Source organism: Nonomuraea sp. CA-218870, from assembly GCF_050936535.1.
GTDB lineage: Bacteria > Actinomycetota > Actinomycetes > Streptosporangiales > Streptosporangiaceae > Nonomuraea > Nonomuraea corallina.
Map to the genome: position 1 here is coordinate 1,338,637 of NZ_JBNJMN010000002.1, position 25,831 is coordinate 1,364,467.

Here is a 25,831-nt window from a genome sequence, read left to right on the forward strand (position 1 = left end):
GGAAGGTGAACCGGTACCGTTGCCTTCGTGGTTGAACATCCCCTGGCGCAACGGCACGTCTTCTCCCGCATGGTGCGATTCGCGGACATCGATTCGCAAGGACACGTGAACAATGTCCGCTTCTTCGACTACCTGGAGGACGCCCGCTGGGGCATGCTGCACGTCGATCCTTACAAAGCAGGCGATCCCCCCTTCAAAGGGCTGGTCGTGGCCCGCCACGAGATCGACTACCGGCGGCCGCTCGGCTTCCGCGCCGAACCGGTACGGGTCGAGACCTGGGTGACCGAGCTCGGCCGGGTGCGGTTCACGCTGCGCTACGAGATCCGCGACGACGACGAGGTGTACGTCACGGCCCTGTCGACGATGGTGGCCTACGACGCCGAGCGGGCGGCGCCGCGCCGGCTCACCGAGGACGAGATGGCGTACCTCAAGCGCTTCGCGTGACCGCCCCGCACCGCCGGCGCTGGGTCATGCTGGCGCTCGGGGTCAACGCGCACGCCGGCGTCACCCTCGGCCTGTCCGGGCTGCCCCTGGTGATCCCCGACGTGCAGCGCCACTTCGGCGTCTCCCTGCCGGTGGCCGGGGTCATCGCCAACGCCCCCGGCATCGGCATCCTGTTCGCGCTGGTCGCCTGGGGCGCGCTGGCCGACCGCTACGGCGAGCGGCTGGTGCTCGGCCTCGGCGTCGGGAGCGCCGCCCTGCTGTTCGCCGCCGCGGCCGTCGCCGAGCGCGCCTGGGCGGTGGTGGCGCTGCTCGCCCTGGCCGGGGCGGCGGGCTGCGCCGCGCTGGTCGGCGGCGGCCGGATCGTGCTGCGCTGGTTCGAGCCGCCCGAGCGCGGCGTGGCCATGGGGGTGCGGCAGATCTCCTACACCCTCGGCATCGCCGTGGCCGGTTTCACCCTCCCGCCCGTGGCGCGGGCGTACGGCATCTCCGGGGTCATGCTGGTCTGCTCGGGCGTCTGCCTGCTGGCCGCCGTGCTGGCGGCCGCGTTCCTGGCCGAGCCGCCGCACGCCGCCGGCGGCTCCGCCAGGACGCCCGCCGGGTCCCCGTACCGGCAGCCCACGCTCTGGCGCGTGCACGCCACGAGCGCGCTGCACGTGGTGCCGCAGATCATCGTCGGCACGTACGGGGTCGTCTGCCTGGTCGAGGTGTACGGGTGGGACGGTGTGGCGGCCGGGCGGCTGTTCGCGGCAGCGGCCGTCGCCGGGGCCGTCACGCGGGTCGCGGCGGGCCGCTGGTCCGACCTGACCGGGCTGCGGATGGCGCCGCTGCGCCTGCTCACCCTCACCACGCTCGCCGCCCTCGCCCTGCTCGTGCTCGGCACGTACGGGCGATCCTGGCTGGGCGTGGTCATGCTGGCGCTGGCCGCGGTGGTCAGCGTGGCCGGGAACGGGCTGGCCTACCTCGCGGCGGGCGAGCTGGCCGGCCCGGCGGCGGCCGGCCGGGTGCTCGGCACGCACAACACGGCCCAGAACGTGGTCGCCCTGGCCGTGGCGCCCCTCGCCGGGGTGCTGATCACCCAGGCCGGCTACTGGGCCGCCTTCGCGGTGGGGCTGGCCTGCACGCTGATCTCGATCCCGGTCATCCCGGTCCGCCACGAGCGCGCCACCCGGTCCCCCTAGCCGGTTTCGCGCTCCAGCCAGACGGCCGTGTCGGGCGGCAGGGCCCCGCTGACCGGGCCGCTGGACAGCAGCACGCTCTTGTGCGGGGGCAGCGGCACCGCCTCGGTCCCGCAGTTGAGCACGCAGACCAGCGAGCCGCGCGCGAACGTCAGCACGTCCTCGGGCGACTCCAGCCACTCCAGCTCGTACGGGACGGTCCGCCCCAGCTCCCGCCGGCAGGCCAGAGCGCTCCGGTAGAACTCCAGGGTCGAGCCGGGGTCGCCCGTCTGCCGGGCCACGCTCAGCTCGGCGAACTCCTCCGGCTGCGGCAGCCACGGCTTGACCCCCTCGGGCGAGAACCCGTACGAGTCGCCCCGAGCCGACCACGGGATCGGCACGCGGCAGCCGTCGCGGCCGGGCAGCTTGCCCGCCGAGCGCTTGAACACCGGGTCCTGCCGCGCCTCTGGGGGAAGATTCTCCACCTCCGGGAGTCCGAGTTCCTCCCCTTGGTAGAGATACGCCGACCCGGGCAGGGCCAGCGTCGCCAGCAGGGCGGCCTTGGCCCGCGCCATGCCGGTGCCGGGGTCGGCCGTGCCGTAACGGGTGCGGTGACGTACCACGTCGTGGTTGGACAGCACCCAGGTCGCGAACGGGACCGTCGCCATCGTGTCGTCGATCACCTTGCGGAACGCCGCCGCCGACCAGGGAGCCTGCAGCCAGGCGAAGTTGAAGCTCTGGTGCAGCTCGTCGGGACGCACGTACAGCGCCAGGTCCTCCAGCGTGTCGGTCCACACCTCGCCCACCGCCATCCGCTCGCCCGGGTAGGTGTCGAGCAGTGCCCGCCAGTCGCGGTAGACGTCGTGCACCTCCGGCCGGCCCCACACCGGCGAGCGGGAGGCGAACGACTGGTCGCCGACGTCCGGCAGCCCTTCCTCCTTGAACAGCCCCATCGCCACGTCGATGCGGAACCCGTCCACGCCCTTGTCGAGCCAGAACCGCAGGATGTCGAGGAACTCCTCGCGGACCTCGGGATTGCGCCAGTTGAAATCCGGCTGCTCGGGGGCGAACAGGTGCAGATACCAGGAACCGTCGTCGACCTGGGTCCAGGCCGGGCCGCTGAACGTGGACTGCCAGTTGTTGGGCCGGTCGCGGAAGACGTAGCGGTCGCGGCCCTCGCCGCGCAGCGCGGCCTGGAACCACGGGTGCTCCGACGAGCTGTGGTTGGGCACGAGGTCCACCAGCACCCGCAGCCCGAGGGCGTGCGCGTCGGCCACCAGCGCGTCGAAGTCGGCCAGGGTGCCGAACAGCGGGTCGACGTCGCGGTAGTCGGCCACGTCGTAACCGCCGTCGGCCATGGGGGAGGGGTAGAAGGGGGTCAGCCAGACGGCGTCGACCCCCAGGTCCTTCAGGTAGGGCAGGCGCTCGCGTACCCCGGAGAGATCGCCGACGCCGTCTCCTGAGGCGTCGGCGAAGCTGCGGACGTAGATCTCATAGACGACGGCATCACGCCACCAGGGGATATCCATGTGGCGTGTCATGCCCGCTATGTAGGAGAGTTCACCAGACTGTGGGCGGCGTTCACGAGGTAGGTCCAGAGCCGGTTCTCCTGCTCCTCGCTCAGCCCGAGATCGTCGACCGCGTCGCGCATGTGCTTGAGCCAGGCGTCGCGCTCCTGCTGGCCGATCACGAACGGCACGTGCCGCATGCGCAGCCTCGGGTGTCCGCGCTCCTGGCTGTAGGTGGTGGGGCCGCCCCAGTACTGGACCAGGAACTTGCGCAGCCGCTCCTCCGCGCCCTCCAGGTCCGCGTCGGGGTACATCGGGCGCAGCAGCGGGTCGTCCGCCACCCCTTCGTAGAAACGGCGCACGAGCCGGCGGAACGTCTCCTCGCCCCCGACGGCCTCATAGAAGGAGGTTTCAGTCACGGCTCCAGCCTATGCGCCGGCGACCATGGGGACGCCCGCGGCGTCGAGCGCGGACTTGATCCGCAGCCGCAGCTCCCGCGCCACCTCACCCTGCTTGGCGGGCAGCGTCTTGACCGACACGCGGAAGACCAGGCGGCTGTCGGAGAGCTGCTCCACGCCGAACACCTGCGGCTGCTCCACGATCGCCGCCTCGCGCAGCTCGGCGTCGGCCCACATCTCCTCGGCGACGTGCTCCAGCAGCACCCGCACGGTGGTGATGTCGCTGTCGTAGGCGACGGGCACGTCCATGTAGGCGCGCGACCAGCCCTGCGACTCGTTGCCGACGCGGGTGATGGTGCCGTTGCGGACGTACCAGACCCGGCCGTCCTCGTCGCGCAGCCGCGTGATGCGCAGGGTGACCGCCTCGACGGTGCCGACCGCCGTGCCCGCGTCGATCACGTCGCCCACCCCGTACTGGTCCTCCAGCAGCATGAACATGCCTGCGATGAAGTCCTTGACGAGCTCCTGGGCGCCGAAGCCGATGGCCACGCCGAGGATGCCGACGCTGGTGAGCAGCGGCGCGATGGGGATGGTCAGCCGGTCGAGCACGGTCAGCAGGGTCGTGCCGAGGATGACGATGGTGGCCACGTGCTTGAGCACCGACCCCATGGTCTCGGCCCGCTGCTTGCGCCGCTCGTGCAGCAGGGCGTCCACGCCGGCCGTGGTCGCGCCCTTGCGGAAGCGGCCCACCGGGCGGGTGGCGGCGCGGCCGACGACCCGCGTGATGAGGCGGTTGGCGATGTTGCGGACCACGAAGCCGAGGATCACGATCAGCAGGATGGTGATCGCGCTCGCCACGAGCGGGGCCCAGCTGGCGTTGTCCATCCAGCCGGCCAGCACGGAGCAGAGGAGTGCGTCCCCCTCGCAGATTTCCGCCATCTTGGTGCTCACCTCGTCGAGGTCCGGAACCATGGACGTCGTCGGCTCGGGTGATGGCGGGGACAGCAGGGACACGAAAGATCCTCCTCCGAAAAGCGGTTCGACCGGCGGCACGGGGCCACGTACGCCCCAAAATCTACCGCCGGTCGAACCGGCCGCCGTCACATCACGCCGGGGAAGACGGGGTCGTCAGGCCCTGGGCCGCGGAGGGAGGAACCTGACGCTCCGATGACGTGCGGCTCGGACGGGCCACGCACCCGGAAGCATGACCCGTGCCGTTTGAGGGGGAGGGGGATCGGTTTTCGGGAAGACCGAAAAATAGCTATCAGTCGTCACTCTCTGTGATGGGAGGCGGCGGGGCGGCTGCGTTCCGCCCGGATCGCCTCCGGATCACTCTCCCACCGCGGCGAGCACGCGGGCGACCTTGGTCGCGGCGCCGGCCGGGTCGTCGGCCGTGTGCAGCCGTTCGCCCCAGGACCAGCAGTACCACCAGTCCGGCAGGTCGGTTCCCGGGCGACAGGTGACGCTCTCGGACAGGCTGGTCGCGTTCGGATTGATCACCCGGACGAAGAGCCTGCCGCTCTGCGCCCGTACCACTCGTGCGAGCAACCCGCGGGCGTCGAGCTCCGACACCAGGCGCTCAAGATGCCCGAAGTTGTCGTCCCCCACCTTTCAGTCCTCCCTCGAATCGTTGCTGGTGGGCCCAAGATGACTCATGTCGCCTGTCGGCGCAACGCGCACAACCGGTCACGGGGAGTCGCCTTTCACTCCGGGAATGGAAGAAACAGTCCGTGGGGGGACGATTCTTATCCGTTACTTTCGGGAAGGCGTTTTCAACGAGTCAACCTTGCGCCATAGTCGCATCTAGGCGGACTGCAACCTGGACGCTACTCTCAGTGACTAGGGTGAGAGCCGGTCAGGATGGATGCGTGAGAGGGGCCGGGATGTCCGGCAGACAACACCGGGAAACGGAGATGGCGCGGCGGATCAGGGCCAAGGGCCTCGCCACCGGCCGCACCGCCGCCCAGATCGCCGAGGAGATCCACGAGACGTGCGGCGCGCAGTTCGCCACGACGAAGATCAAGAGTCACCGTCTCGCCCACGGCATCGCCCTCGCCGACGTCATCGAACAGGTCAGAGCGCTGTTCGAACGCGACGAGAAGCCGGCGCCGGGCATCGGGGAGACCCTGCTGTCGGCGTACGAGAGCGGGCTCAAGCGCCCCGGCCCCGAGTATCTCCACTATCTGTGCACCGTCTACCGCGTCGAGCCCCCCTCTCTGGGCTACGACGGCCCGTGCATCTGCGGCCACGGCCACCGGATGCCCGGCGTCCTGCCGGGCGCCGACCTCCATGGCCGCCACGGCGCGGCGCTGCCCGAGCCGACCGAGCTGCGCACGCCGTCGTCGCATCCCGACAAGAACAGCGACAGCGAGGGGGACGAACACACCCTCCGCCACAAGCTATTAGCGATCCTGGGCAAGAAACCCGGGGCCAACGACCTCGACGGGCGGGTGCTGGGCGCCTGTGAGGGCATCCGGCGGCGGATGGACTCCACGCTCGTGTCGTCCACCGTCTCCCCCGCCATGCTGGACCAGTGGGAGGAGGCCACGCTCGCCTTCGGCCGGCAGTACACGACCACGGCGCCGCTCCGGCTGCTCTGCGACGTGCTGCTGGAGCTGAGCGCGGTACGCAACGCGATGTGCCGGCGCCAGCCGATCGATCTCCAGGAGCGCCTGTGCCGGATGGCCGCGCAGCTCTCCGGGCTGAGCGGGATGATCATGATCAACCTGGGCGACCACCGGCTCGCCCGGTCGTTCTTCCGCACCGGACGCATCGCGGCCGACGAGACCGGCGACCGGGCGCTGCGCGCGTGGGTGACCGCGCGCGAGGCGCTCGTCCCGCTGTACTACGGCGACGCCCGCGAGGCGCTCAACCTCGCCAAGAAGAGCCGTGACCTGGCCGGTCAGACCCCGTGCGCGGCGCAGGCCATGGCCCCGGTCGTCGAGGCCAGGGCGCTGGCCGTGCTCTCGGGCACCGACAGCCGCAAGGAGGTCGTCGACCAGGCCAAGCGCGCGCTCGCGCGGGCGCGCAGCGCCTTCTCCCACATCAAGGAGGGCGAGCGCGAGGACGTCTGCTTCGGCTACACCGAGAAGCAGCTCTACTTCTACCAGGGCGACGTGCTCACCAAGCTCGGCCAGACCCTGGAGGCGGAGGTCATCCTCGACCAGGCCCTCCACCAGTATCAGGACCACATCCTCGACCAGACGCTGATCAGGCTGGACCAGGCCCAGTGCAGGCTGATCGAGGGGGAGACGGGTGAGGCGCTGCGCATCGCCACCGAGGCGCTGAGCCTGCTGGGCGACGAGTACCGCACCGACTTCATCCTGCGTCCCGCCGTCGCGCTGGAGCAGTCGATCATGGCCCGTGACCCCGGCCATCCGGCCCTGCCCGCCTACCAGGAGCAACTGCGCCCCCGGCAGACCGCCGGGGGAGAAGGGTCCGGAGGTGCATGAAGCTCCGGATTCGCCGCTACAGGTGGTCTGACCTCGACACCCTCCTGACCCTCCACCAGATCTGCCTCGCCGAGGTGGGGCTGGTGCCGGGCGACGGCGTCTACTACGACGACGACTTCCCCCGCATCCAGGAGATCTATCTGGCGTGCGGGGGAGACTTCCTGGTGGGCGAGGCCGGCGGGAGAGTCGTGGCCATGGGCGGGCTGAAGCCGGTCGACAGTGAGACCGCCGAGGTGTGCCGGCTGCGGGTGCATCCGGACGTCCAGCGGCGCGGCTTCGGCGAGGCCATGCTCTCCGCGCTCGAACGGCGCGCGGCCGAGCTGGGCTTCCAGCGGCTGCGCGGGGACACCACGCTCAACCAGGGAGCCGCGCTGGCGCTGTACGAACGGCACGGGTGGCGGGAGGTCGCGCGGGAGCGGGTGGGCGCCCTGACCGTCGTGCACGGGGAGAAGCGGCTGTCCCCCGTATCTGCGGAAATGTAGCGATATGTCGAAAAAGGCGGCCCTATCGGGCGCTTTTTCCTTTTTACGAGGTCGATAACGGACAGATGGGACACGAGAGAGCGCGGCGTTATGTGGGGAATTGCCGGTTCACTGCGTCGAGAGGATAAGGATGTCCGGTCCTCTAGTGAGGCTCTTCACTCTTGGTGGTAGAGGAGCATCACCACGGACCGTCCGCGATCCGGCCGTCGCGGACCGTGGTGGGATGCTTCCGTCCATGGCAGTAGTGGCCGCTCCCCGGCCCCTCACGGGCGCCGTGCTCCTGTTGTTCGTCAGTGCCGCCTGGGGCTCCGCCTTCCCGCTGATGAAGGATCTCATCCCCCGCTTACCGGTCGAGGACCTGCTCGCCGAGCGCTACACGCTGGCCGCCCTGACGCTGCTCGCGATCCGGCCCGGCTGCCTCAGAGGTCTCCCCCGGGGGACGTGGGGCTACGGGGTCCTGCTGGGCGTCATGTTCGGGGTGGGGCAGAGCGCCCAGGCCATGGCGCTGGACCACCTGCCGGCCGCCGTCTCGGGGTTCGCCGTCGGGTGCAGTGTCGTGATCACGCCGATCATGGCGCTGGCGGTGTTCAAGGCCAAGGTGCCCCTCCGGGTGTGGATCGGGGTCGCGCTGGCGACGGCCGGCATGACCGTGTTCACGCTGCTGCGCGGGGTCGAGGGCGGCGGCTTCTCGCTGCTGGCCCTCGGTGTGACGCTCGGCGCGGCCGCGCTCTACTCCGGCCACACCCTGCTGCTGGCCCGCCTGTCGAGGAAGGGCGAGCAGTTCAACGCCTACGCGCTCACCGTCATCCAGCTGGGGGTGATCGGCCTGGGGACCGGGGTGCCCGCCGTGCGGGACGGCCTCACGCTCCCGGGCAGCACGTCCGACTGGGTGGTGCTCGGCCACCTGGCGGTCGTCTCCTGCGCGCTCGGCTTCCTGGCTCGGTCGTACGGGCAGGCGCATGTGCCCGCGGTGCCCAGCGCCGTGCTGATGTCGTCGCAGCCGTTCTGGGTGGCGGCCATCGCGGTGATCTGGTTCGGCGAGCAGATGGGCTGGAGCATGGTGATCGGCGGCGCGCTGATGGCGGCGGCGATGCTGCTCGCGGTCCCGTCGCCCGGCGCGGCCCCGCTGGACGAGCCCCAGGCGCGCCGCCGTGACCTGCTGCTGATCTCGCGGCGGGCGTCCCGGGTGCTCAGCGAGCTGAAGGTCAAGCGCGAGGACCCGCTGCGGCTGGGCGACCGGGAGCTGCCCGAGGCGGCCGCGGGGGAGTGCGCCGGCATCGAGGCGTGCCCTTGGCGGGACCGCGCGGTCAAGGGAACGACGGAGCCGAGCCTGGAGCGGCTCATCGAGCGCGCCAGCCGGATCGTCCGCGCCGGCGGCGAGGCGGAGGAGGGACGCTGTCAGTCGGTGCCCTTCCTCGGCCGATGCCTGTGTGAGCTGATGAACGAGGCGAGCAAGAAAAGATCGGGTGAGACCTACCCGTGCTGGTTTCGCCCGGAATAGGACGATAGCCGGGGGAAATATCGAACGCTGTTTAGTTATTATAAGCTGACTTATACGGTATAAATCTTGATATTCGCTGGGGTGTCCGAATAATGAACCATACCCCAGTGAAGAGGTGCATGATGAAGCGCATCGTCGTCCGTAAGCCCGGAACCGCGCGCCTCGGCGGGACCTCCAGCGTCATTCACAAGGGGTGACGAAGGACAGGTCCCATCTCAGAGCGCAGGGCGGTCCGCCCTCCCGGTTCGGGAACCTGCGGCTGCTGATGCCCGCCATCGACGGTCATCGGCAGCCGCTCGGTCCGTACACCGTCGGGGCGGCTCTCCTGGGCAGGCTGGTGCCGGAGGCCCTCGACCGGCGCCCCGAGCTGGTGGCCGAGCACGACATCGAGATCAGGGCCGCGGCGCCCGCGCTGGCGGAGCTCGTGCCCGCCCGGCGGGTGACCCTGGACGCCTGGCTCCCCGACGACGAGCGGATCCTCGTCCCCGCCCCCCGGCGCACGCTCCGGCTGGCCAACGGGATCGCCGAGTTCGTCCGGGAGGCGGTGGAGCCGGGCCTGTGCGTGGTGGTCTGCAACGCCGACCAGGCCGACCCCACCGACACCGAGCTGCTGGACGTGCTCATGCGCAGGATCCCGGCGTCGGTCCTGGCGGTCGTCGTGTACGCAGGCGGACCCGGGCGCCCTCCCGACACCCGCGACGCCGCCGAGCTGTGGGCGCTCGTGGACCGGTGCGTACGTGAGGGGTTCCTGCACGCGGCGGCCGAGCTGGGCCAGCGGGCGCTGGCCCTGGTCGAGCCCGGCCGCGAGCCGTGGTGGCGGCTCCTGCAGCGCACCGCGACCGCGCTCGGCGGCCTGGGCCGGCGGGCGGAGGCGCGGGCCGTGTGGGAACGGGCCCGCCGGTCCAGCCAGGACCCGGCCGTGCACGCCGCCACCGCCTACGGGCTCGCCATGCTGGACGCCCGCGACCCCGAACCGGAGCGGCGCGACCTGGGCAGGGCGCGCGGCTGGATCAACCAGGCGATCGCCATCTCCACGCTGCTGACGGACCCCCGGCAGCGGGCGTTCAAACTCGGCTTCGACCGCAACGGGCTGGCGCTCGTCGAGCTGCGGGAGGGCCGCCCGGCGCGGGCGCTGGCGCTGGTCGAGTCGGCCATCGAGCTCGCCCGGGAGCTGGGGGACGGGCACCCGGTGCACCGGATGGTGCTGCTGGCCAACCGGGCCCAGCTGCTGGCCGGGATGGGACGGGTCAAGGAGGCGCTGGAGGACTTCTCCGCCGCGATCGCCGTCGACCCCATGTTCCCCGACTACTACGTGGACCGCGGCAACCTGCTGTTCAAGCTGGGCCTGCACGAGGAGGCGCTGGCGGACTACGAGTCGGCGCTGCGGGTCGGGCCGCCGCTGCCCGAGGCGCACTACAACCGGGCGGAGGTGCTCCTCGTCCAGGGTGACGTGGCGGGGGCGCTGGCCGACCTGGCCCGGGTGATCGAGCTGGATCCCTCGTACGTGGACGCGTACATCAACCGGGCCGGGCTGCTCGCCGCGCTGGATCGCGACGCGGAGGCGCGGGCGGACGTCGAGGCCGGGCTCGCGCGAGCGCCAGGAAACCCGCACCTGCTCACGGTCCTCGGCCAGCTGGAGACCGCGGCGGGACGGCTGGCCGAGGCACGCGGGGCGCTGGACCTGGCGATCGACCGGGCGCCCGGGCTCGTGGCGGCCTGGGGCAACCGGGGCGTGCTGCGGTACGCGGCCGGGGACCCGGCGGGGGCGGTGGCCGACCTGACGCGGGCGATCGAGCTGGGCCCCGAGCCCGACCTGTACGCCAACCGGGCGGTCGCCCTGCGCGCCCTCGGCCGCGCCGAGGAGGCCGCGGCCGACGAGGCCCGCGCCGGCCCCCTGTGAGCCGTCCGCGGGCCGCCCCTGAGTTCGCCCTGTTACCGGCTCGGCTGCGGAAGTGAGCCGAATCGCCACTCTCCGGGGTGGCTCGCGGGCTAGCGTGGGCGCGTGGCCTTCAACGAGCTGCTCTGCGATCTCCAGCCGGGAGCGGGCGCCCAGGCGGCCGGTGTCAGCCGGGGGCACGGCGGCCCGCCCGCCCGGACCGTGGCCGTGCGCTCCGGCCCGCACCGGCTGCGCTGCGCCTCCCTGCTCAAGCCGCTGTACGCGTGGGTGACGGCGGGGCGCATCCCCGACGCCGAACGGTGGCGCCGTCACGCCGAGCCCGCGGTCGTCGTCTCGTCGAACGCCGACACCCGCAGCCTGTGGCTGGCGGTCGGCCCGCTGGTCATCCTGGACGACATCTACCAGCGCACCGGGGTCTCCTGGCCGATGCACAACGGCGACCCGTCGCGGTTCGGCTCGATCGAGGTGGCCGCCGAGGAGGTGGCGACCGCGTACGCCGCGCTCGCCCAGGCGGCGCTGGCCGGCGACCCGGTGGCGGGCGACGTGCTGGCGTGGATGCGGCAGGTGTCGGGCGACCAGGCGTTCGGCGTACGGGAGGCGCTGGGCGCGCCGGGATCGGGGGTCAAGTGCGGCTGGTTCGGCGAGCCGGACGAGACCTGCCTGCGTACCCACGCCGTGGCCGTGCTGCCCTCGGAGGGGACCCGCGCGACGGTCGTGGTCGCGTTGACCGCCCAGCCGTACGCCGACGCGGGCGCGCGGGAGTCCTACCGCGCCGACGTGCTGGCCGGCATGTCGGTCGAGTCGGAGCACGAGCGGGTGTCGGGGTCGCTGCTCCGCTCGCTGCTGACCGTGTCGCTGGCGGAACTGGGCCACCAGGCGTAAGGGGGTCGCGCCCGGGGTCAGGGCGCGGTGAGGCGCTCGATCACCTGCGCCAGCTCCGGCGGCTGCACGCTGCCGGGCAGGCGCTCCACCCACTGACAGCCCAGATAGGCCTCGCGCTCCTCGTCCGTGAGCTCGCCGGGGTCCACCGGCGGGCGGGCGGCGGCGAAGCGGGCGAGGTAGAAGCGCTCGCTCTTCACGTAGCGCACGCCCAGCCACGGGAAGTCGCGCTCGACCGCCACCCACCGGTCCTCGACGGCCGAGCCCGGCAGGCCGGTCTCCTCGGTCAGCTCCCGCCGGGCCGCCTGCAGAGGCGTCTCGCCGGACTCGATGCCGCCGCCGGGCGGCTCCCACAGATCGGCGCCGCTGACCTTGTCGTACCAGTGGATGAGCAGCACCCTGTCGTCACGGTCGAGACAGACCACGCGGGCGGCGGGCCGGGCGTTGACGGCCGTCACTTCTCCTCCTCCAGGACGAGGCGCAGCAGGCCGGGGAAGCGGGACTCGAACTCGGGCGCGCGCAGCCGGTTGAGCCGGCGCGGCCCCTCGTCGCGCTGCTCCAGCAGCCCCACGCCGCGCAGCACGGCGAAGTGGTGGCTGAGCGTGGACTTGGCCACGGGCAGCTGGTGGAAGGCGCCGCAGGGATGGGTCCAGTCGGGCGCTCCGGCCAGCTGGCGGACGATGCGGCGGCGGATGGGGTCGCCGAGCGCGTCGAGGGCGGCCTGGAGGGTCGCCTCGACGGGGGAGACGTGTGAAGGAGGACGTGTCGTGTTCGATGGCGGTCGAACCTCGGTGTAGTGTTCCATCTCGATCGAACATCGTACTCATGAGGAGCGCGTCGGGGCCACCCGCACGATCGCACGCCCACCTCGACGCGGGCGCCGACCACGTGGCGGTCCAGCCGCTGTCGCCAGACGGCCCCGACCCCGACGACGCGCCGCGCCAGCTGGAGCGCCTCGCCCCCACCCTCGGCCTCTGACGAGGCCCTCCCGCGCCTGACGCGATCGGGGCGGGTCCCACGCCGATCCCCGGCTCGGGGAGACCCGCCTGCGCTAGCGCTTCATCGCGCCGTCGGCGATGGAATCGGCCGCCTCGCTGATGGCGATGCCCACGATCTCCAGGCGGCGTACGAGCTCGCGCTCCTTCATGCGGTCGGCGGTCAGCTCGCCGGAGAAGATGCGCGAGATCTCGTACTGGTACATCCGCCGGATCGCGCTGCCGGCCTTCTTGGCCTCGAGCGCGTCGTGCACCACGGCCGACGGGCTGGAGACGAGGTCGCGCACGGCGGTCTCCAGCGCGTCGATGCCGACGATCACCTGATCCAGCAGCGGGGTGAAGCGGATCTGGTCGGGCACGCGATAGAGGTGCGACTCGCGGACGAAGTCGCGCAGCGAGTCGAGCACGTCGTCGATCGAGCGCGACAACCTGAACAGGTCCTCCCGGTCGATGGGCGTGATCAGGGCCGACTCCAGCTCCTCGACGAGCAGCCGGCGCTCCTCGTCGCCCAGGTGCTCAATGGTGCGCATCTGCTCGTGCGCGCCCGTCCTGCCGACCTCGCCGCCGATCATCGCCATGGCCAGCCACGCGCCCTCCTTGGTCGCCTTCAACTGGCCGAGCAGCGCGTCCGACAGCGCGGTGTCCATGCGTCCCGTCAGCAGGTCGCGGATCCTGCGCAGCCTCCTCACCGGCCTGCTGTCCTTCACCCCACCACTCCCTTTCCTACATACGCCGCGGCCGCGGCCAGCAGGCCGCTGGCCGGAAGCGTCAGCACCCACGCGACGACGATCTTCACGGCCGCGTACCAGCGGACCCGGCCGCTGCCCCGCACCAGTCCCGCGCCGATCAACCCGCCGGCGACCGCCTGCGTCATGCTGACCGGCATGCCCACGGCCGAGCACCCGAGCACGGCGGTCCCCGCGGACAGCTCCGCGGCCACGCCGTGCAGCGGACGGAAGGCGATGATCTCCCTGCTGAGCGTGCGGCCCGCCTTCGGCAGCCCGTACATGGCGCCGAGCCCGAACAGCACGGCCACCAGGATCGTGTACCGCGGCGGCGCGTCCGAGAAACCGACCGCGATCATGAAGATGGCGAGCATCTTCTGCCCGTCGTTGGCCGCGTAGGCGAGGATCTGCAGGAGGAATCCCAGCCGATGCCAGCCGCTCAGCTGGCGCGCGTCCGAGACCCGCACCAGCAGCGCCGTCACCCCCCACGCCACCAGGCCGCCCACGATCGGGGCGGCCAGACCGAAGCCGAGCACCAGGGCCACGTACGGCCCCGAGACCGGCAGCCCCCAGCCCAGGCCCGCCCCGGTGAGCCCGCCGACGAGAGCCAGGGTGAGGCTGGTCGGCCGGCCCTTCCAGGTGAGCACCGTCACCACGGCCAGCGCGCTCAGCACGGCGATCGCGGTCGCCGCCCGGCCGCCGGGCCCCTCGAAGGTGGCCAGCCGGTTCACCAGGGTCAGCGCCACCTCGTGCGTGGCCAGCGGCACCAGCGCGATCACCACGATCATGGCCAGGATGCCGGTCACCGGGCGCACGGACGGCAGCTTGAGCCCGGTGGCCAGGAGCGCGCCGCCGTCGTTCATGCCGGACACGATCGCGAACAGCCCCGCGATCACGACGAGCACGACGGCGTCTACAGGCATGGGCAACCTCCGGGCCAAGCAACGGATATGGGCTATCTACCCAAGATCGAGCGAATGAGGCAGGTGAGAGTGGGCTTCATGGGACGGTAATCTCGATGGATCAGTCGCGCAGACCTCACCGAGAGCGATCCATGAGCGTTGCCGAGTACGTCCTCACGCTGTCCTGTCCCGACCGGCCCGGGGTCGTGGCCGCCGTGTCGAGCCTGCTGTCCCGGCACGGTTGCAACATCACCGAGAGCCAGCAGTTCGGCGACCGGGAGAGCGCGCGCTTCTTCATGCGGGTGCAGTTCACCTCCCCGCTCGGCGAGGACGAGGTGCGTTCCGCCTTCGCCGCCCTGGCCCCAGACTTCGCCATGGAGTTCCAGCTCCGCGACATGGCCAGGAAGCCCAAGGTGCTGATCATGGTCAGCAGGTTCGACCACTGCCTCAACGACCTGCTCTACCGGGTGCGCAGCGGCGCCCTCGACATCGAGGTCGCCGCGGTCGTCTCCAACCACCCCGACCTGCGCCCGCTCACCCAGTCCCACGGCATCGACTACCACCACCTGCCGGTCACGCCCGCCACCAAGCCGAAGCAGGAGGCCGAGGTGCTCGCGCTGGTCGAGCACTACCAGGTCGACCTCGTCGTGCTGGCCCGCTACATGCAGGTGCTGTCGGAGGAGCTGTGCGCCAAGCTGAGCGGGCGGACGATCAACATCCACCACTCGTTCCTGCCGTCGTTCAAGGGCGCCAAGCCCTACCACCAGGCCCACGACCGCGGCGTCAAGCTGATCGGCGCGACCGCCCACTACGTCACGTCCGACCTCGACGAGGGGCCGATCATCGAGCAGGAGGTCGCCCGGGTCAACCACAGCCACTCGCCCGAGGACCTCGCCGCCATCGGCCGCGACGTCGAGAGCCTGACCCTGGCCAGGGCCGTCAAATGGCACACCGAGCAGCGGGTGCTGCTCGACGGCCACAAGACCATCGTGTTCCCGCGCTGAGCCCCGGTGTTAGCCGTGCCCCAGCGGGGGCACGCGCCTGACATGCCTGAACAACCGAACTCCACACCACCGCCGCAGACCCAGCCCTACCCCGGCGACTCCAGTGAGATGACCCCGGAACCGCGCGACGAGATGCGCCGCTACCAGGGCCGGGGCCTGCTGTCCGGCAAGCGGGCGCTCGTCACCGGCGGCGACTCCGGCATCGGGCGGGCCGTCTCGGTCGCCTTCGCCAAGGAGGGCGCCGACGTCGCGATCGCCTACCTCAGCGAGCACGAGGACGCCGAGCACACCAGGAAGCTGGTCGAGGCCGAAGGGCGGCGCTGCGTGCTGCTCCCCGGCGACCTGGGCGAGCGCGAACACTGCGTGCAGGTCGTCGAACGCACCGTCTCCGAGCTGGGCGGCCTGGACGTCGTCGTGAACAACGTCGCCTACCAGGAGCCGGTCGACTCCCTGGAGGAGCTGACCGACGAGCAGTGGGAACGCACGTTCGCGGTCAACATCCACAGCTACTACCGCGTCACCAAGGCCGCGCTGCCGCACCTGGGCGAGGGCTCGGCGATCATCAACACCTCGTCGATCAACGGCCTGCGCGGCAACAAGACGCTCCTGGACTACTCCGCGACCAAGGGCGCGATCAACGCCTTCACCTACGCGATGGCGCAGAACCTCGTCGACCGGGGCATCCGGGTCAACGCCGTGGCCCCCGGGCCCGTGTGGACCCCGCTCATCCCCGCCACCTTCCCCGAGGAGAAGGTCGAGCAGTTCGGCAAGCAGGTGCCGATGAAGCGGGCGGCCGACCCCGACGAGATCGCGCCCTCGTACGTGTTCTTCGCCTCGGAGCTGATGTCGTCGTACTACACCGGCGAGGTGCTGGCGCCCATCGGCGGGGAGACGCTGCCCGGCTGACCGTCTCAGGCGCCGGGCGCCGCGCCGCCGCTTCAGCCCGGCCACCGGCGCTGGACCGCTCGGCCCGAGGTCAGGGGCGGCAGGTGCCGAAGTGCCAGGTGTTGCCCTGCGGGTCCTCGGCGGCGTACTCCCGGAAGCCGTACGGCTGCTCCACCAGCTCCATGATGATCTTGGCGTCGGCGGCCCTGGCCCCGGTCGTGGTGGGCGTCCACGTCGTCGACGGCGACGTAGACGCCCGGGCCCCCGGGACCGCCCGGGCCGCAGGGCGGCCGGGCGCCGAACCCGACAGGACGAGCCCCTGCTCGCTCACGGTCCCGGCTACAGCCCCAGCTGCCTGGCCATGAAGGTCAGCGTGTCGGCCGACAGGTCCACGGACCGGCTGATCGAACGCGCCCCGTGGCCCACCTCGGTCTCGTTGCGCAGCAGGATCGGCCCGTCGCCGGCGGTGGCGTGCTGGAGCGCGGCGCACATCTTCCACGCGTGCAGCGGATGCACCCGCGTGTCGGACTGGAACACCGTGAACAGCGTCGCGGGGTAGCGCACCCCCTCCTTGACGTGGTGGTACGGCGAGTAGGAGTGCAGCCAGCCGAACTGCTCGGGGTCGGCGGCGGAACCGTACTCGACGTTCCAGGTCGCGCCCAGGCCGAACAGCTCGTAGCGGATCATGTCGAGCAGCGGCGCCGAGCACACCACGGCCCTGTAGAGCTCGGGACGCTGGGTGAGCGCGGCCCCGACCAGCAGGCCGCCGTTGGAGCCGCCGGAGATGCCGAGCATGGCCGGCGTGGTCACCCCGGCCTCGATGAGGTGCTCGGCCGCCGCGTGGAAGTCGTCGAACACGTTCTGCTTGTGGCCGAGCATGCCCGAGCGGTGCCAGTCCTCGCCCTCCTCGCCGCCGCCGCGCAGGTTGGCGATCGCGTACACGCCGCCCGCCTCGACCCAGCTCAGGATCGACGCCGAGTAACCGGGGGTCATCGACACGCCGAACCCGCCGTACCCGTACAGGATCGTCGGCCGCGGGCCCTGGCCGTCGACCGGCGAGATGACGAGCATGCGCACGTCGGTGCCGTCGCTGGACCGGTAGACCATCTGCTCGGTGCGCACCTGGGGGACGTCGACCGCGCCCGGCGAGGCCGCCCAGAGCGTGGTCTCGCCCGTCAGCGCGTCGTAGCGCTGGACACTCGGCGGGTTGGTGTTGTCGGTGTAGCCGAACCACGCCTCGTGGCCGCCTTCGGGCCGCTCCACGATGCCGCCGATGCTGCCCAGGCCCGGCGTCGGCACCTGGCCGAGGCGCTCGCCCGTCGCCAGGTCGTGCACGGTGATCTCGCTGATCGCGTGGCGGGTCCAGCCCACCAGCATCACCGGGCGGTCGAGGCCGTCGAGGATGGCGAAGTCGGACAGCACCGCCTCCGGGTCCTGCGGGATCAGGTCGTGCCACGCCTCGAACTCCGGCCGCTCAGGGTCGGTGACGCAGACCCGGGACCGGGGCGCGTCGCGGTCGGTGTGGACGTACAGCCTGCCGTCGCGGCCGAAGACCAGCCCGGTCTGCGCGTCCACGCCCTCCTGCACCGCGCGCAGCTCCGGACGGTCGGCGGGGGAGACGGTCAGGTCGGCGATCCACAGGTCGTTGCGCGGCGCCGTGCCCTCGCTGGCGGAGATCTGCAGCCAGCGGCCGTCGCGCGACACCGCCACGCCGTAGTAGTTGGTCATCTTCATGCCGTGACCGAAGATCATCACGTCGTCCTCGGTGGACGTGCCGACCCGGTGCAGGTAGACGCGGCGGTGGAACTGCCGCTCGTTCTCCGGCACCTCGGTGCCCGGCAGCCGGCGCACGTAGTAGAACGCCTCGCCGCCCGGCAGCCACGCGATCGGCGAGTAGCGGCAGCGGTCGATCGGCCCCTCGATCCGCGTGCCCGTCGCCACGTCGATCAGGTAGAGCACCGACTCCTCGTCGCCGCCCACCGAGATCTGGTAGGCCAGCAGCCGGCCCTCCTTGTCGGGCTGCACCGCGTCCAGCGTCGTGAGCCCGGACGGGTCCAGCGCCATCGGGTCGATCAGCGCCCGCTCGGTGCCGTCCGGCTCGACCACGTAGTAGACCGCGTGCTCCTGCTCCGGCGTGCGGCGGCTGAAGAAGTAGCGCTCGCCGCGCCACGTGGGCGAGCCCACCGATCCCGACTTCAGCAGCTCGGCGATCCGCGACTTGAACCGCTGGGGTTCGCTCTCGCGCTTGAACAGCTCCGCCTGCGCGACCAGCCATCGCTCCGTCTCGGGGCTGTCGGGGTCCTCCAGCCAGCGGTACGGGTCGTGGACGGTGATGCCGTGCAGGACGTCGGCGGTCTCCTCGCGTGGCGCCGCCGGGTAGGACTCTCGCGTCATGCTGGAACCCTACGGCAAAGCACGAGGCCCGGAGGCGGGCGTAAAGCCCAGGTGATGCGGGAATAAACCGTAACGTGCGTCCCTCTGGTCATCCGTGCCGGAGGTTAAGGGGTGGCGGGGACGCTGCGGTAAACGCCAGACTTGCTGACAGGACGGTGCCGTGGTGTCCATCCGCTGGGCCGTCCGGCGGAGGTCCACGTGACGGTTGTGTCGATGCCCCAGGAGGGGCGAATAGCCGGGACATGCCGCGGCATGTCCCCTTTGATACGGGTGCAGCAGGGAGAGGCCCGATGATGCGCCAAGTCCTGCTGCTCAACGCCACCTACGAGCCCCTGACCACGCTTTCCCTGCACCGCGCCGTCGTGCTGGTGCTACGGGAGAAGGCCGACATCGTCCACCACGACGGCCGCGGGGCCGTGCTGCGCTCCGCCAGCCGCACCCTGGACGTGCCGTCGGTCATCCGGCTCAGGAGATACGTCCGCATCCCGTACAGGTCCCGCATCCCTCTGACCAGGGCCGCCCTCATGCGGCGCGACGATTACCGGTGCGCCTACTGCGGGCAGCGGGCCGAGACCATCGACCACGTCGTCCCCCGTTCCAAGGGCGGCACCCACACGTGGGAGAACTGCGTCGCCTCCTGTTCGCCGTGCAACCACAGGAAGGCCGACAAGTTCCTGGAGGAGCTGGGGTGGAGCCTGCGCGTCGCCCCGTCCGTCCCACGCGGCGCCCACTGGCGGTTGATCGGCGCCTCGCTCGTCGGCGACCCCCAATGGGCGCCCTACCTCGAGGCGGCCGCCTGACCCGGGCCCGGCACCCCGTGCCGGGCCCGTGATCCTCCGCCGTGCCGTTCACCGGCACCCGGGTGTCCTTCCGCCCCCTGACGCCGGTCGCGGCCCCCGGTACGCTGGTCGCATGCCGCGTTACGACTACCGCTGCCGCGCCTGCGGCTCCACGTTCGAGGTGTCCCGGCCGATGTCGGCGTCGGGCGACCCCGCGCCCTGCCCGGAAGGCCACGACGACACGGTCAAGCTGCTGACCACCGTCGGCATGACCGGCTCCGCCGCCGCACCCCGCCCCGCCTCGGGCGGCGGATGCTGCGGCGGCGGCTGCTGCGGCTAGGCCCGCTCGGGCGGCTCCCGCGCGCCCGCCGGCGGGCACGCGGGCTCCACGAAGGGTGGGCGGCGTGCCTGGTGGGATGGGCACGCCGCCCCGGGGGAGGTCAGGCCGCCTTGCCGCGCTTGCGACGCTGGAACGGCAGGAAACGGTCGGCCAGGTGGGGGCGGGACGGCGTCAGGGTGGGCTCCACCGCGATGATGCGGTCGAACCGGAAGGCCCGGATCGCGCGTCGCATCCGGCACACCCCCACGAGATACCAGTAGTCGCGGTGGACGAGGCAGGTCACCGGCTCGACCTCGCGGCTCGTGACGGCGCCCGAGGCGTCGCGGTAGTGGAGGCGGACCATCATCCGGCTGGTGATGGCGTCGGCGATGAGCCGGGCCCGGGCGGCCACGTCGGCGGGCAGCGGCTCGATGAGGGTGTCGAGGGTGGCGGCGATGACGTCGTCGTCGAGGTCGAGATGGTCGAGGGCGTGCTGCAGGCCGCGCCGGGCGGTCACGGCTTGCGGGCCCGACCCGAGGTGGGCCAGGGACAGGGCGAGGGCGGCGATCTCGGCGGTCGTCAGCGGTTGCGTCTGGGACGTCACGACTTCAGCCATACCCCAAGAATAGGTAAAGCCACTGACATTTTCGAAAGTGTGTACGGCAGGCGACAGGGATGTCGCCTGCCGTTCGGGTCACCTGGACAGCTGAGACAGGTCGCGCGAGGCGCCGGTGGAGGCCGAGGTCGTCATGGCCGCGTACGCCTGCAGCGCGGCGCTGACCGGCCGCTCGCGGTCGCGCGGGCGGAAGCCGCCCAGCTCGGCCAGCAGGCGCTCACGGCGGGCCGCCAGCTCGGCCTCGGGGACGCGCAGCTCCAGCTTGCGGCCGGGGATGTCGATCTCGATGAGGTCGCCGTCCTCGACCAGCGCGATCGTGCCGCCCTCGGCCGCCTCCGGAGAGGCGTGGCCGATCGACAGGCCGGAGGTGCCGCCGGAGAAGCGGCCGTCGGTGATCAGCGCGCACGCCTTGCCCAGGCCCTTGCCCTTGAGGAACGAGGTCGGGTAGAGCATCTCCTGCATCCCGGGGCCGCCCTTGGGGCCTTCGTAGCGGACGACCACCACGTCGCCCGCCTTGACCCGGTCGTTCAGGATGCCCTCGACTGCCTGCTCCTGCGACTCGAACACGACGGCCGGCCCGGTGAACCTCCAGATCGACTCGTCGACCCCGGCGGTCTTCACCACGGCGCCGTCGCGGGCGACGTTGCCGTAGAGCACGGCCAGGCCGCCGTCGGCGGTGTAGGCGTGCTCGCGGTCGCGCACGCACCCGTCGGCGCGGTCGAGGTCGAGGCTGTCCCACCGGTTGTCCTGCGAGTAGGGCTTGACCGTGCGGACGTTGCCGGGGGCGGCGTGCCACAGCTCGATCGCCTCGGGCTTGACCGTGGGCGACATCGGGTCCCAGGCGGCCAGCAGGTCGGCGAGGGTGCCGCCGTTGACCGTCGGAACGTCGCGGTGGAGCAGCCCGGCCCGGTCGAGCTCACCCAGGATGGCCGGGATGCCGCCGGCGCGGTGGACGTCCTCGACGTGGTACTTGTTCGTGGCCGGGGCGACCTTGCACAGGCACGGCACCCGCAGCGAGATCTCGTTGATCTCCTTGAGCCCGAAGTCGACCTCCGCCTCGCGGGCCGCGGCCAGGATGTGGAGGATCGTGTTGGTGGAGCCGCCCATGGCCACGTCGAGCGCCATCGCGTTCTCGAACGCCTCGCGGGTGGCGATCGAGCGAGGCAGCACCGACTCGTCGCCCTCCTCGTAGTAGCGCCGGGTGATCTCGACGAGCGTGCGGCCCGCCTCCTCGAAGAGGTCCTTGCGCGCCTTGTGGGTGGCCAGGATCGTGCCGTTGCCCGGCAGCGCGAGGCCGATGGCCTCGGCCAGGCAGTTCATCGAGTTGGCGGTGAACATGCCGGAGCAGGAGCCGCAGGTCGGGCAGGCGCTCTCCTCCATCTCCAGCAGCTCGGCGTCGGTGACCGACTCGTCGGCCGAGGCGATCATCGGGTCGATCAGGTCGAGCTTGCGGCCGGGCGTCTTGCCCGCCTCCATCGGCCCACCGGAGACGAAGACCGTCGGGATGTTGAGCCGGAACGCGGCCAGCAGCATGCCAGGGGTGATCTTGTCGCAGTTGGAGACGCAGATCATCGCGTCGGCGCAGTGGGCGTTGACCATGTACTCGACGGCGTCGGCGATGAGCTCGCGCGACGGCAGCGAGTAGAGCATGCCGCCGTGGCCCATGGCGATGCCGTCGTCGACCGCGATCGTGTTGAACTCGCGGGGGATCGCGCCCGCCTCGCGGATCGCCCCGGACACCACCTCGCCGACCTCACGGAGATGCACGTGACCCGGCACGAACTGGGTGAAGCTGTTGGCCACCGCGACGATGGGCTTGCCGAAGTCGCTCCCGGCTACGCCGGTCGCCCGGAGGAGGGCCCGGGCGCCGACCATGTTCCTGCCGTGGGTGACCGTACGTGACCTGAGGGCGGGCATCGAGCTTCTCCCATCGTCGTGCGTCCAACCATGGTACGACCAGCCGCCCGGTAGTTGAGACGGGTGTCCACGACCCGATACGGGGTCAGGCGGGGACGCGATCCCGGCGGGCTGGGTCGCCTGCGCCACCATCCTGCCCCGGGAGTCCCACACCACGGCGGTCTCGTCCATCCTCCCACCGCCGACCTCGGTGACGGACAGACGCACCTTGACCGCCGTCGCCTCGTCGAGCCGCGTCATGTGCTCCCCTCGGGTCTCCACGCCCTCGGTCGCCCTCCACCTCGCCGACGAGGAGGCGCTGCGGAGGCGGTGTGCCTGCGCGGGTGGGACGAGCTGGGCAGGCTCGTCGCCGAGTGCCGGGACCCCGCCCCGTTCCACCGGCCGCTTCGCGCTCGACCGCCCACGTGCAGCATCCCGTGCTGATGATGACCCCCTCGACGGGGGAAGGGGTGCCGCCCGCCGCGCAGGCGTGCTTCGCCTACATGCTCGGCGCCGTGCGCGCCCGCGCCGAGGCGGGCGTGCGGCGGGGCGAGCCCGAGCGGCTCGCGCTCGCCCTGTGGTCGGCGGCGCACGGCTGCGCGGCGCTGCTTGACGGGCCCGCCGCCGTCCAGCCGGGGCCTGGCCGCCGCGCTGGACGCCTTCGCGGCACGCCTGCCGGCCGGTGACTCACCGTCGAAGCCCGGGCGCCCTGCCTCAGGACGGCTCGGCGAGCTGGGGGAGCACCTTCTCGCCGAAGGCGTCGATGAACGGGCGCTGCTCCTGGCCCACGTGGTGCAGGTAGAGCGCGTCGAAGCCCAGACCGGCGAGCTCGGCCAGCCAGCCCGCCTGGCGCTCCAGGTCGGCGGAGACCAGCACGCTCGCCCGTACGTCCTCGGGCCGTACGGACGTCGCCGCCTGCTCGAACGCGTCCGGGGTCTCCAGGTTCCAGGCCACCTCGCCGCCGAACACCCCCGTGTGCCACTGCTCGTGGGCGATGCGCAGCGCGGTCTCGTCGTCCTCGGCCCACGACAGGTGGACCTGGAGGTAGGCCGGCTTGCCCTCGCCGCCTCCCTCGCGGAACGCCTCGATGACTTGGCGCAGGCGTGACACGTCCTGGTTGACGGTGATGAGCCCGTCGGCCCAGGAGCCGGCCCACCGGGCCGTCTCGGCGGTGACCGCCGCGCCGATCAGCGGGGGCGGGGACTCGGGCAGGGTGTAGAGGCGGGCACGGTCGACGGTGACGAGCCCGTCGTGCGTCACGCACTCGCCGGCGAACAGGGCGCGCATGACCTCGACGCACTCCAGCAGCCGCGCCTTGCGCACCTCCTTGGGCGGCCACCGGTCACCGGTGATGTGCTCGTTGAGCGCCTGGCCGCTGCCCAGCGCCATCCAGAACCGGCCGGGGAACATCTCGGCCAGCGTGGCCGCCTTCTGCGCGGCCACCGCCGGATGGTAACGCTGGCCGGGGGCGCTGACGACGCCGAACGGCAGGCCGGTGCGGGCCAGCGCGGCGCCCAGCCAGGACCAGGCGTAACCGGAGTGGCCCTGGGCGTGACTCCAGGGCGCGAAGTGGTCGGAGCACATCGCGGCGGCGAAACCCGCCTCCTCCGCTTGGCGTACCGCCTCCAGCAGGGCGCTCGGCGCGAGCTGTTCGTGTGAGGCGTGGAAACCGAATCGGGCCATGGGCGGCTCTCCTTCGGGGGATCGTCCGGGTGGTCATCCGGGGCCGCGCACGCCGCCTGCGCGCCCGGCCCCGCCATCCCGCTTCCCCGATGCGGCCGGGTTACCCGGGATCTCCCCGCTAAGAGCGAGAAGGACGCTCTCCCGGGCAGGCCGCTCCGCCCGGGTCAGCCCTCGCCGTAGCGCGGCGGCAGCACCTGGGCGGCGATCTCGTAGATCCTGTCGATCTCCGTCTCGGTGAGCGCGCGCTCCCGCTTGGTGATCCACCGGCGGGCCCGGGCGCCCTCGTAGACGTCCACGCCCTTGATCGTCATGATCTTCCAGGGCACCGGCGGGCCGTAGATGGCCAGCGACGGCACCACCGAGATCTGGTGGCCGTAGACCTTGCTGATCAGCTCGGCGGCCCGGGTGGCCTCGCCCCTGGCCTCGTTCAGGCGGTCCTTCTTGTCGAAAGGGCCGTGGAAGAGCTTCCTGCCCATCTGGACCCGTACGGGGAGCCGCTTGTCCCACTTCTCCGAGTCGACCGCGTACACGCCCGTCGGCCCGACGACCAGGTGGTCGATCTGCGCCTCGGTGCCGGGGATGGCCCGGGCGTGGAGCGTGCGGTAGCCGCGGCGTTCGAGCTGGCGCAGCTGCGCCTCGGTGCGCCGCTCGGCCACGGAGGATCGCCGCCAGGCGGGCACCGTCGAGTTGGAGCGGGCGCGGTAGACGGCGTCGCCGATGGCGGCGATCACGCCCGCGGTCGCGCCCACCCGCCAGTCCATGACGAGGAGACCCACGACGGCGCCCACGGCGAGAGCCAGCAGGGCACGGTTGCGCAGGCGGCGCAGGCGCGGCTGCTGGAGCAGCACGCGCAAGGGGACCCGCTCGACCGGCGCGTACGTGGGAGTGGGCGCCGATGGCTTGGCGGTCTGCTCGTTTTCCGGTCTGTCGCTCACCCAGATCGGGGACGTGTCGTGACCGTCTTCACGCTGAGGGTCGGAGTCCACGTCGATCACCGTAGCCCGCGGGTCTGATGCATTCCTAGTGCTGCCTTGTCCATAGTTTTATGGCCCCAGCTCACTGTGTCCTACGCCCGGTTTCCGGGTATCTATTACGTTCTTCTCTAGAGAGGTCGAGAGGCGTCCGCAAGCGATCCTAGCTCCGCCGGAGCGCCTGGCGATCATGTTGACCGGGTCTTGGCCATGTCCTGTCAAGACTCTCGTCCGGGGGTCTGGCCGGACCGGCTGCCCGGGATTACGTTCGTGATGTGGACAGCGCGCTGGAGATCCTGCTCTTCCTCATCGGGGTGTCACTGGGGCTGTTCGTGCTGATCAGCCTGCTCGTGCTCATACCGGGGCGCGGCGCCGCGCGCAAGGCGGAGGCCGGGCCGGTGTGGATCGGCGGGCCCGGCCGCACCGACCGCGGCGTGAGCACCTCCGGCCTGGTGCTGGTCGACCGGCCGCCGCAGTGGGCGCCGCCGGGCGACGTCGACTGGGTCGCCGCGGCGGAAACGGCCGAACCGGGCAGGCGGGTCGGCGGCGCTTCGGCGGGATGGTGATCGGGCATGCGAACTCTCACCGCGGCTCAGGCCGACGACGTCCGGGACGCGCTGCGGGCTGCCGAGCGGCGCAGCGGCCTGCGCTTCGCGCTCTTCCTGGGCTCGCCCGTCGGCGGCAGGCGCCACTTCGCCGAGCGGCTGCACGCCGCGCTCGGCGACGAGGCCCTCGACGCCGTCGTGCTCCTGGTCGACGTACGGGGCCGCGCCCTGGAGATCGTCACCGGCGAGCAGGCCAGGCGCAGGCTCTCCGACGCGTCGTGCCGGCTGACGGCCATGTCCATGGCGACCGCGTTCAGCGCCGGCGACCTGGTGGGCGGCCTGCTGTACGGGATCGGCGCCCTCGGGGAGCAGGCCACCGCCCGCCGCTGACCTCCGGCCCGG

The 25,831-nt window shown here is 71.8% G+C and carries 29 protein-coding genes; 15 read left to right on the top strand and 14 right to left on the bottom strand.

Going from position 1 to position 25,831, the window contains the following annotated elements:
- Positions 1-69: 69 nt before the first annotated feature.
- Positions 70-444, top strand: a complete 375-nt coding sequence (locus tag ACQEUU_RS34850; RefSeq protein ID WP_433074505.1) for an acyl-CoA thioesterase — start codon at positions 70-72, stop codon at positions 442-444.
- Positions 441-1,622: an MFS transporter gene (locus ACQEUU_RS34855; RefSeq protein WP_433074227.1), complete on the top strand. Its 1,182-nt coding sequence runs from the start codon at positions 441-443 to the stop codon at positions 1,620-1,622. The genes ACQEUU_RS34850 and ACQEUU_RS34855 overlap by 4 nt, the downstream gene beginning before the upstream one ends.
- Here the strand turns inward: ACQEUU_RS34855 and ACQEUU_RS34860 are convergent.
- From ACQEUU_RS34860 to ACQEUU_RS34875, 4 genes are all read right to left on the bottom strand, one after another.
- Positions 1,619-3,127: a glycoside hydrolase family 13 protein gene (locus ACQEUU_RS34860; RefSeq protein WP_433074230.1), complete on the bottom strand. Its 1,509-nt coding sequence runs from the start codon at positions 3,125-3,127 to the stop codon at positions 1,619-1,621. The two genes, ACQEUU_RS34855 and ACQEUU_RS34860, sit on opposite strands and share 4 nt — an antisense overlap.
- A 17-nt stretch (positions 3,128-3,144) precedes the next feature.
- Entirely contained in the window at positions 3,145-3,525 is a 381-nt protein-coding gene (locus ACQEUU_RS34865) for a globin (RefSeq protein WP_433074233.1), read from the bottom strand.
- 9 nt (positions 3,526-3,534) lie between these two features.
- On the bottom strand, positions 3,535-4,518 hold the full coding sequence (locus tag ACQEUU_RS34870; RefSeq protein ID WP_433074236.1) for a mechanosensitive ion channel family protein: 984 nt from the start codon (positions 4,516-4,518) through the stop codon (positions 3,535-3,537).
- Positions 4,519-4,833: 315 nt separating this feature from the next.
- Positions 4,834-5,112: a hypothetical protein gene (locus ACQEUU_RS34875; RefSeq protein WP_270155417.1), complete on the bottom strand. Its 279-nt coding sequence runs from the start codon at positions 5,110-5,112 to the stop codon at positions 4,834-4,836.
- A 275-nt stretch (positions 5,113-5,387) separates the two neighbouring features.
- Between ACQEUU_RS34875 and ACQEUU_RS34880 the strand changes: the two genes are divergently transcribed.
- The 5 genes from ACQEUU_RS34880 to ACQEUU_RS34900 all read left to right on the top strand — a co-directional run bounded on the left by ACQEUU_RS34880 (position 5,388) and on the right by ACQEUU_RS34900 (position 11,718).
- Positions 5,388-6,956: an XRE family transcriptional regulator gene (locus ACQEUU_RS34880; RefSeq protein ID WP_433074240.1), complete on the top strand. Its 1,569-nt coding sequence runs from the start codon at positions 5,388-5,390 to the stop codon at positions 6,954-6,956.
- Complete coding sequence (locus tag ACQEUU_RS34885; RefSeq protein WP_433074243.1) at positions 6,953-7,438, top strand: GNAT family N-acetyltransferase; 486 nt, start codon at positions 6,953-6,955, stop codon at positions 7,436-7,438. Before ACQEUU_RS34880 ends, ACQEUU_RS34885 begins: the two co-directional genes overlap by 4 nt.
- A 235-nt stretch (positions 7,439-7,673) precedes the next feature.
- Entirely contained in the window at positions 7,674-8,939 is a 1,266-nt protein-coding gene (locus ACQEUU_RS34890; protein WP_433074246.1) for a DMT family transporter, read from the top strand.
- A gap of 193 nt (positions 8,940-9,132) precedes the next feature.
- The gene (locus ACQEUU_RS34895; RefSeq protein ID WP_433074249.1) at positions 9,133-10,839 is read left to right on the top strand and encodes a tetratricopeptide repeat protein; all 1,707 of its coding nucleotides are present in this window, start codon (positions 9,133-9,135) and stop codon (positions 10,837-10,839) included.
- Between the two features lie 102 nt (positions 10,840-10,941).
- The gene (locus ACQEUU_RS34900; RefSeq protein WP_433074252.1) at positions 10,942-11,718 is read left to right on the top strand and encodes a hypothetical protein; all 777 of its coding nucleotides are present in this window, start codon (positions 10,942-10,944) and stop codon (positions 11,716-11,718) included.
- A 17-nt stretch (positions 11,719-11,735) separates the two neighbouring features.
- Here ACQEUU_RS34900 and ACQEUU_RS34905 read toward each other — a convergent pair whose 3' ends face one another.
- Entirely contained in the window at positions 11,736-12,173 is a 438-nt protein-coding gene (locus ACQEUU_RS34905; RefSeq protein ID WP_433074255.1) for an NUDIX domain-containing protein, read from the bottom strand.
- On the bottom strand, positions 12,170-12,520 hold the full coding sequence (locus ACQEUU_RS34910) for an ArsR/SmtB family transcription factor (protein ID WP_433074258.1): 351 nt from the start codon (positions 12,518-12,520) through the stop codon (positions 12,170-12,172). The genes ACQEUU_RS34905 and ACQEUU_RS34910 overlap by 4 nt, the downstream gene beginning before the upstream one ends.
- Before the next feature lie 20 nt (positions 12,521-12,540).
- Between ACQEUU_RS34910 and ACQEUU_RS34915 the strand changes: the two genes are divergently transcribed.
- Positions 12,541-12,693, top strand: a complete 153-nt coding sequence (locus ACQEUU_RS34915; protein WP_433074260.1) for a hypothetical protein — start codon at positions 12,541-12,543, stop codon at positions 12,691-12,693.
- A gap of 73 nt (positions 12,694-12,766) precedes the next feature.
- On the opposite strand, the gene ACQEUU_RS34920 is transcribed toward ACQEUU_RS34915, so the two are convergent.
- Both ACQEUU_RS34920 and ACQEUU_RS34925 read right to left on the bottom strand, forming a co-directional pair.
- Positions 12,767-13,417 carry a DUF47 domain-containing protein gene (locus ACQEUU_RS34920; protein WP_433074263.1) on the bottom strand — a complete coding sequence of 217 codons (651 nt, stop codon included), beginning with the start codon at positions 13,415-13,417 and terminating at the stop codon, positions 12,767-12,769.
- Entirely contained in the window at positions 13,414-14,358 is a 945-nt protein-coding gene (locus ACQEUU_RS34925) for an anion permease (RefSeq protein ID WP_433074266.1), read from the bottom strand. The genes ACQEUU_RS34920 and ACQEUU_RS34925 overlap by 4 nt, the downstream gene beginning before the upstream one ends.
- Before the next feature lie 131 nt (positions 14,359-14,489).
- On the opposite strand from ACQEUU_RS34925, the gene purU reads away from it, so the two are divergent.
- Both purU and ACQEUU_RS34935 read left to right on the top strand, forming a co-directional pair.
- The gene (gene purU, locus ACQEUU_RS34930; RefSeq protein WP_433074269.1) at positions 14,490-15,341 is read left to right on the top strand and encodes a formyltetrahydrofolate deformylase; all 852 of its coding nucleotides are present in this window, start codon (positions 14,490-14,492) and stop codon (positions 15,339-15,341) included.
- Positions 15,342-15,383: 42 nt separating this feature from the next.
- Complete coding sequence (locus ACQEUU_RS34935) at positions 15,384-16,247, top strand: SDR family oxidoreductase (protein ID WP_433074272.1); 864 nt, start codon at positions 15,384-15,386, stop codon at positions 16,245-16,247.
- A gap of 70 nt (positions 16,248-16,317) precedes the next feature.
- Here ACQEUU_RS34935 and ACQEUU_RS34940 read toward each other — a convergent pair whose 3' ends face one another.
- Positions 16,318-16,557 carry a VOC family protein gene (locus tag ACQEUU_RS34940; RefSeq protein ID WP_433074275.1) on the bottom strand — a complete coding sequence of 80 codons (240 nt, stop codon included), beginning with the start codon at positions 16,555-16,557 and terminating at the stop codon, positions 16,318-16,320.
- 8 nt (positions 16,558-16,565) lie between these two features.
- Complete coding sequence (locus tag ACQEUU_RS34945) at positions 16,566-18,620, bottom strand: prolyl oligopeptidase family serine peptidase (RefSeq protein ID WP_433074278.1); 2,055 nt, start codon at positions 18,618-18,620, stop codon at positions 16,566-16,568.
- A gap of 293 nt (positions 18,621-18,913) precedes the next feature.
- Between ACQEUU_RS34945 and ACQEUU_RS34950 the strand changes: the two genes are divergently transcribed.
- Positions 18,914-19,420: an HNH endonuclease gene (locus tag ACQEUU_RS34950; protein WP_270155434.1), complete on the top strand. Its 507-nt coding sequence runs from the start codon at positions 18,914-18,916 to the stop codon at positions 19,418-19,420.
- A 112-nt stretch (positions 19,421-19,532) separates the two neighbouring features.
- The gene (locus ACQEUU_RS34955; RefSeq protein WP_433074281.1) at positions 19,533-19,739 is read left to right on the top strand and encodes an FmdB family zinc ribbon protein; all 207 of its coding nucleotides are present in this window, start codon (positions 19,533-19,535) and stop codon (positions 19,737-19,739) included.
- 100 nt (positions 19,740-19,839) lie between these two features.
- Here ACQEUU_RS34955 and ACQEUU_RS34960 read toward each other — a convergent pair whose 3' ends face one another.
- Positions 19,840-20,334, bottom strand: a complete 495-nt coding sequence (locus tag ACQEUU_RS34960; protein WP_270155400.1) for a WYL domain-containing protein — start codon at positions 20,332-20,334, stop codon at positions 19,840-19,842.
- A 78-nt stretch (positions 20,335-20,412) separates the two neighbouring features.
- Positions 20,413-22,491: a dihydroxy-acid dehydratase gene (gene ilvD, locus ACQEUU_RS34965; RefSeq protein ID WP_433074285.1), complete on the bottom strand. Its 2,079-nt coding sequence runs from the start codon at positions 22,489-22,491 to the stop codon at positions 20,413-20,415.
- 164 nt (positions 22,492-22,655) lie between these two features.
- Here ilvD and ACQEUU_RS34970 point away from each other — a divergent pair, with 164 nt between their 5' ends.
- Positions 22,656-22,916, top strand: coding sequence for a TetR-like C-terminal domain-containing protein (locus tag ACQEUU_RS34970; RefSeq protein ID WP_433074288.1), 261 nt, complete (start codon positions 22,656-22,658; stop codon positions 22,914-22,916).
- Between the two features lie 28 nt (positions 22,917-22,944).
- Here the strand turns inward: ACQEUU_RS34970 and ACQEUU_RS34975 are convergent, their stop codons facing one another.
- Together ACQEUU_RS34975 and ACQEUU_RS34980 are read right to left on the bottom strand one after the other, a co-directional pair.
- On the bottom strand, positions 22,945-23,913 hold the full coding sequence (locus tag ACQEUU_RS34975) for a TIGR03885 family FMN-dependent LLM class oxidoreductase (RefSeq protein WP_433074291.1): 969 nt from the start codon (positions 23,911-23,913) through the stop codon (positions 22,945-22,947).
- A gap of 164 nt (positions 23,914-24,077) precedes the next feature.
- Complete coding sequence (locus tag ACQEUU_RS34980) at positions 24,078-24,899, bottom strand: nuclease-related domain-containing protein (RefSeq protein ID WP_433074294.1); 822 nt, start codon at positions 24,897-24,899, stop codon at positions 24,078-24,080.
- A 260-nt stretch (positions 24,900-25,159) separates the two neighbouring features.
- On the opposite strand from ACQEUU_RS34980, the gene ACQEUU_RS34985 reads away from it, so the two are divergent.
- Complete coding sequence (locus ACQEUU_RS34985; protein WP_270155396.1) at positions 25,160-25,450, top strand: hypothetical protein; 291 nt, start codon at positions 25,160-25,162, stop codon at positions 25,448-25,450.
- Positions 25,451-25,456: 6 nt separating this feature from the next.
- On the top strand, positions 25,457-25,819 hold the full coding sequence (locus ACQEUU_RS34990) for a TPM domain-containing protein (RefSeq protein WP_433074297.1): 363 nt from the start codon (positions 25,457-25,459) through the stop codon (positions 25,817-25,819).
- Positions 25,820-25,831: the final 12 nt, after the last annotated feature.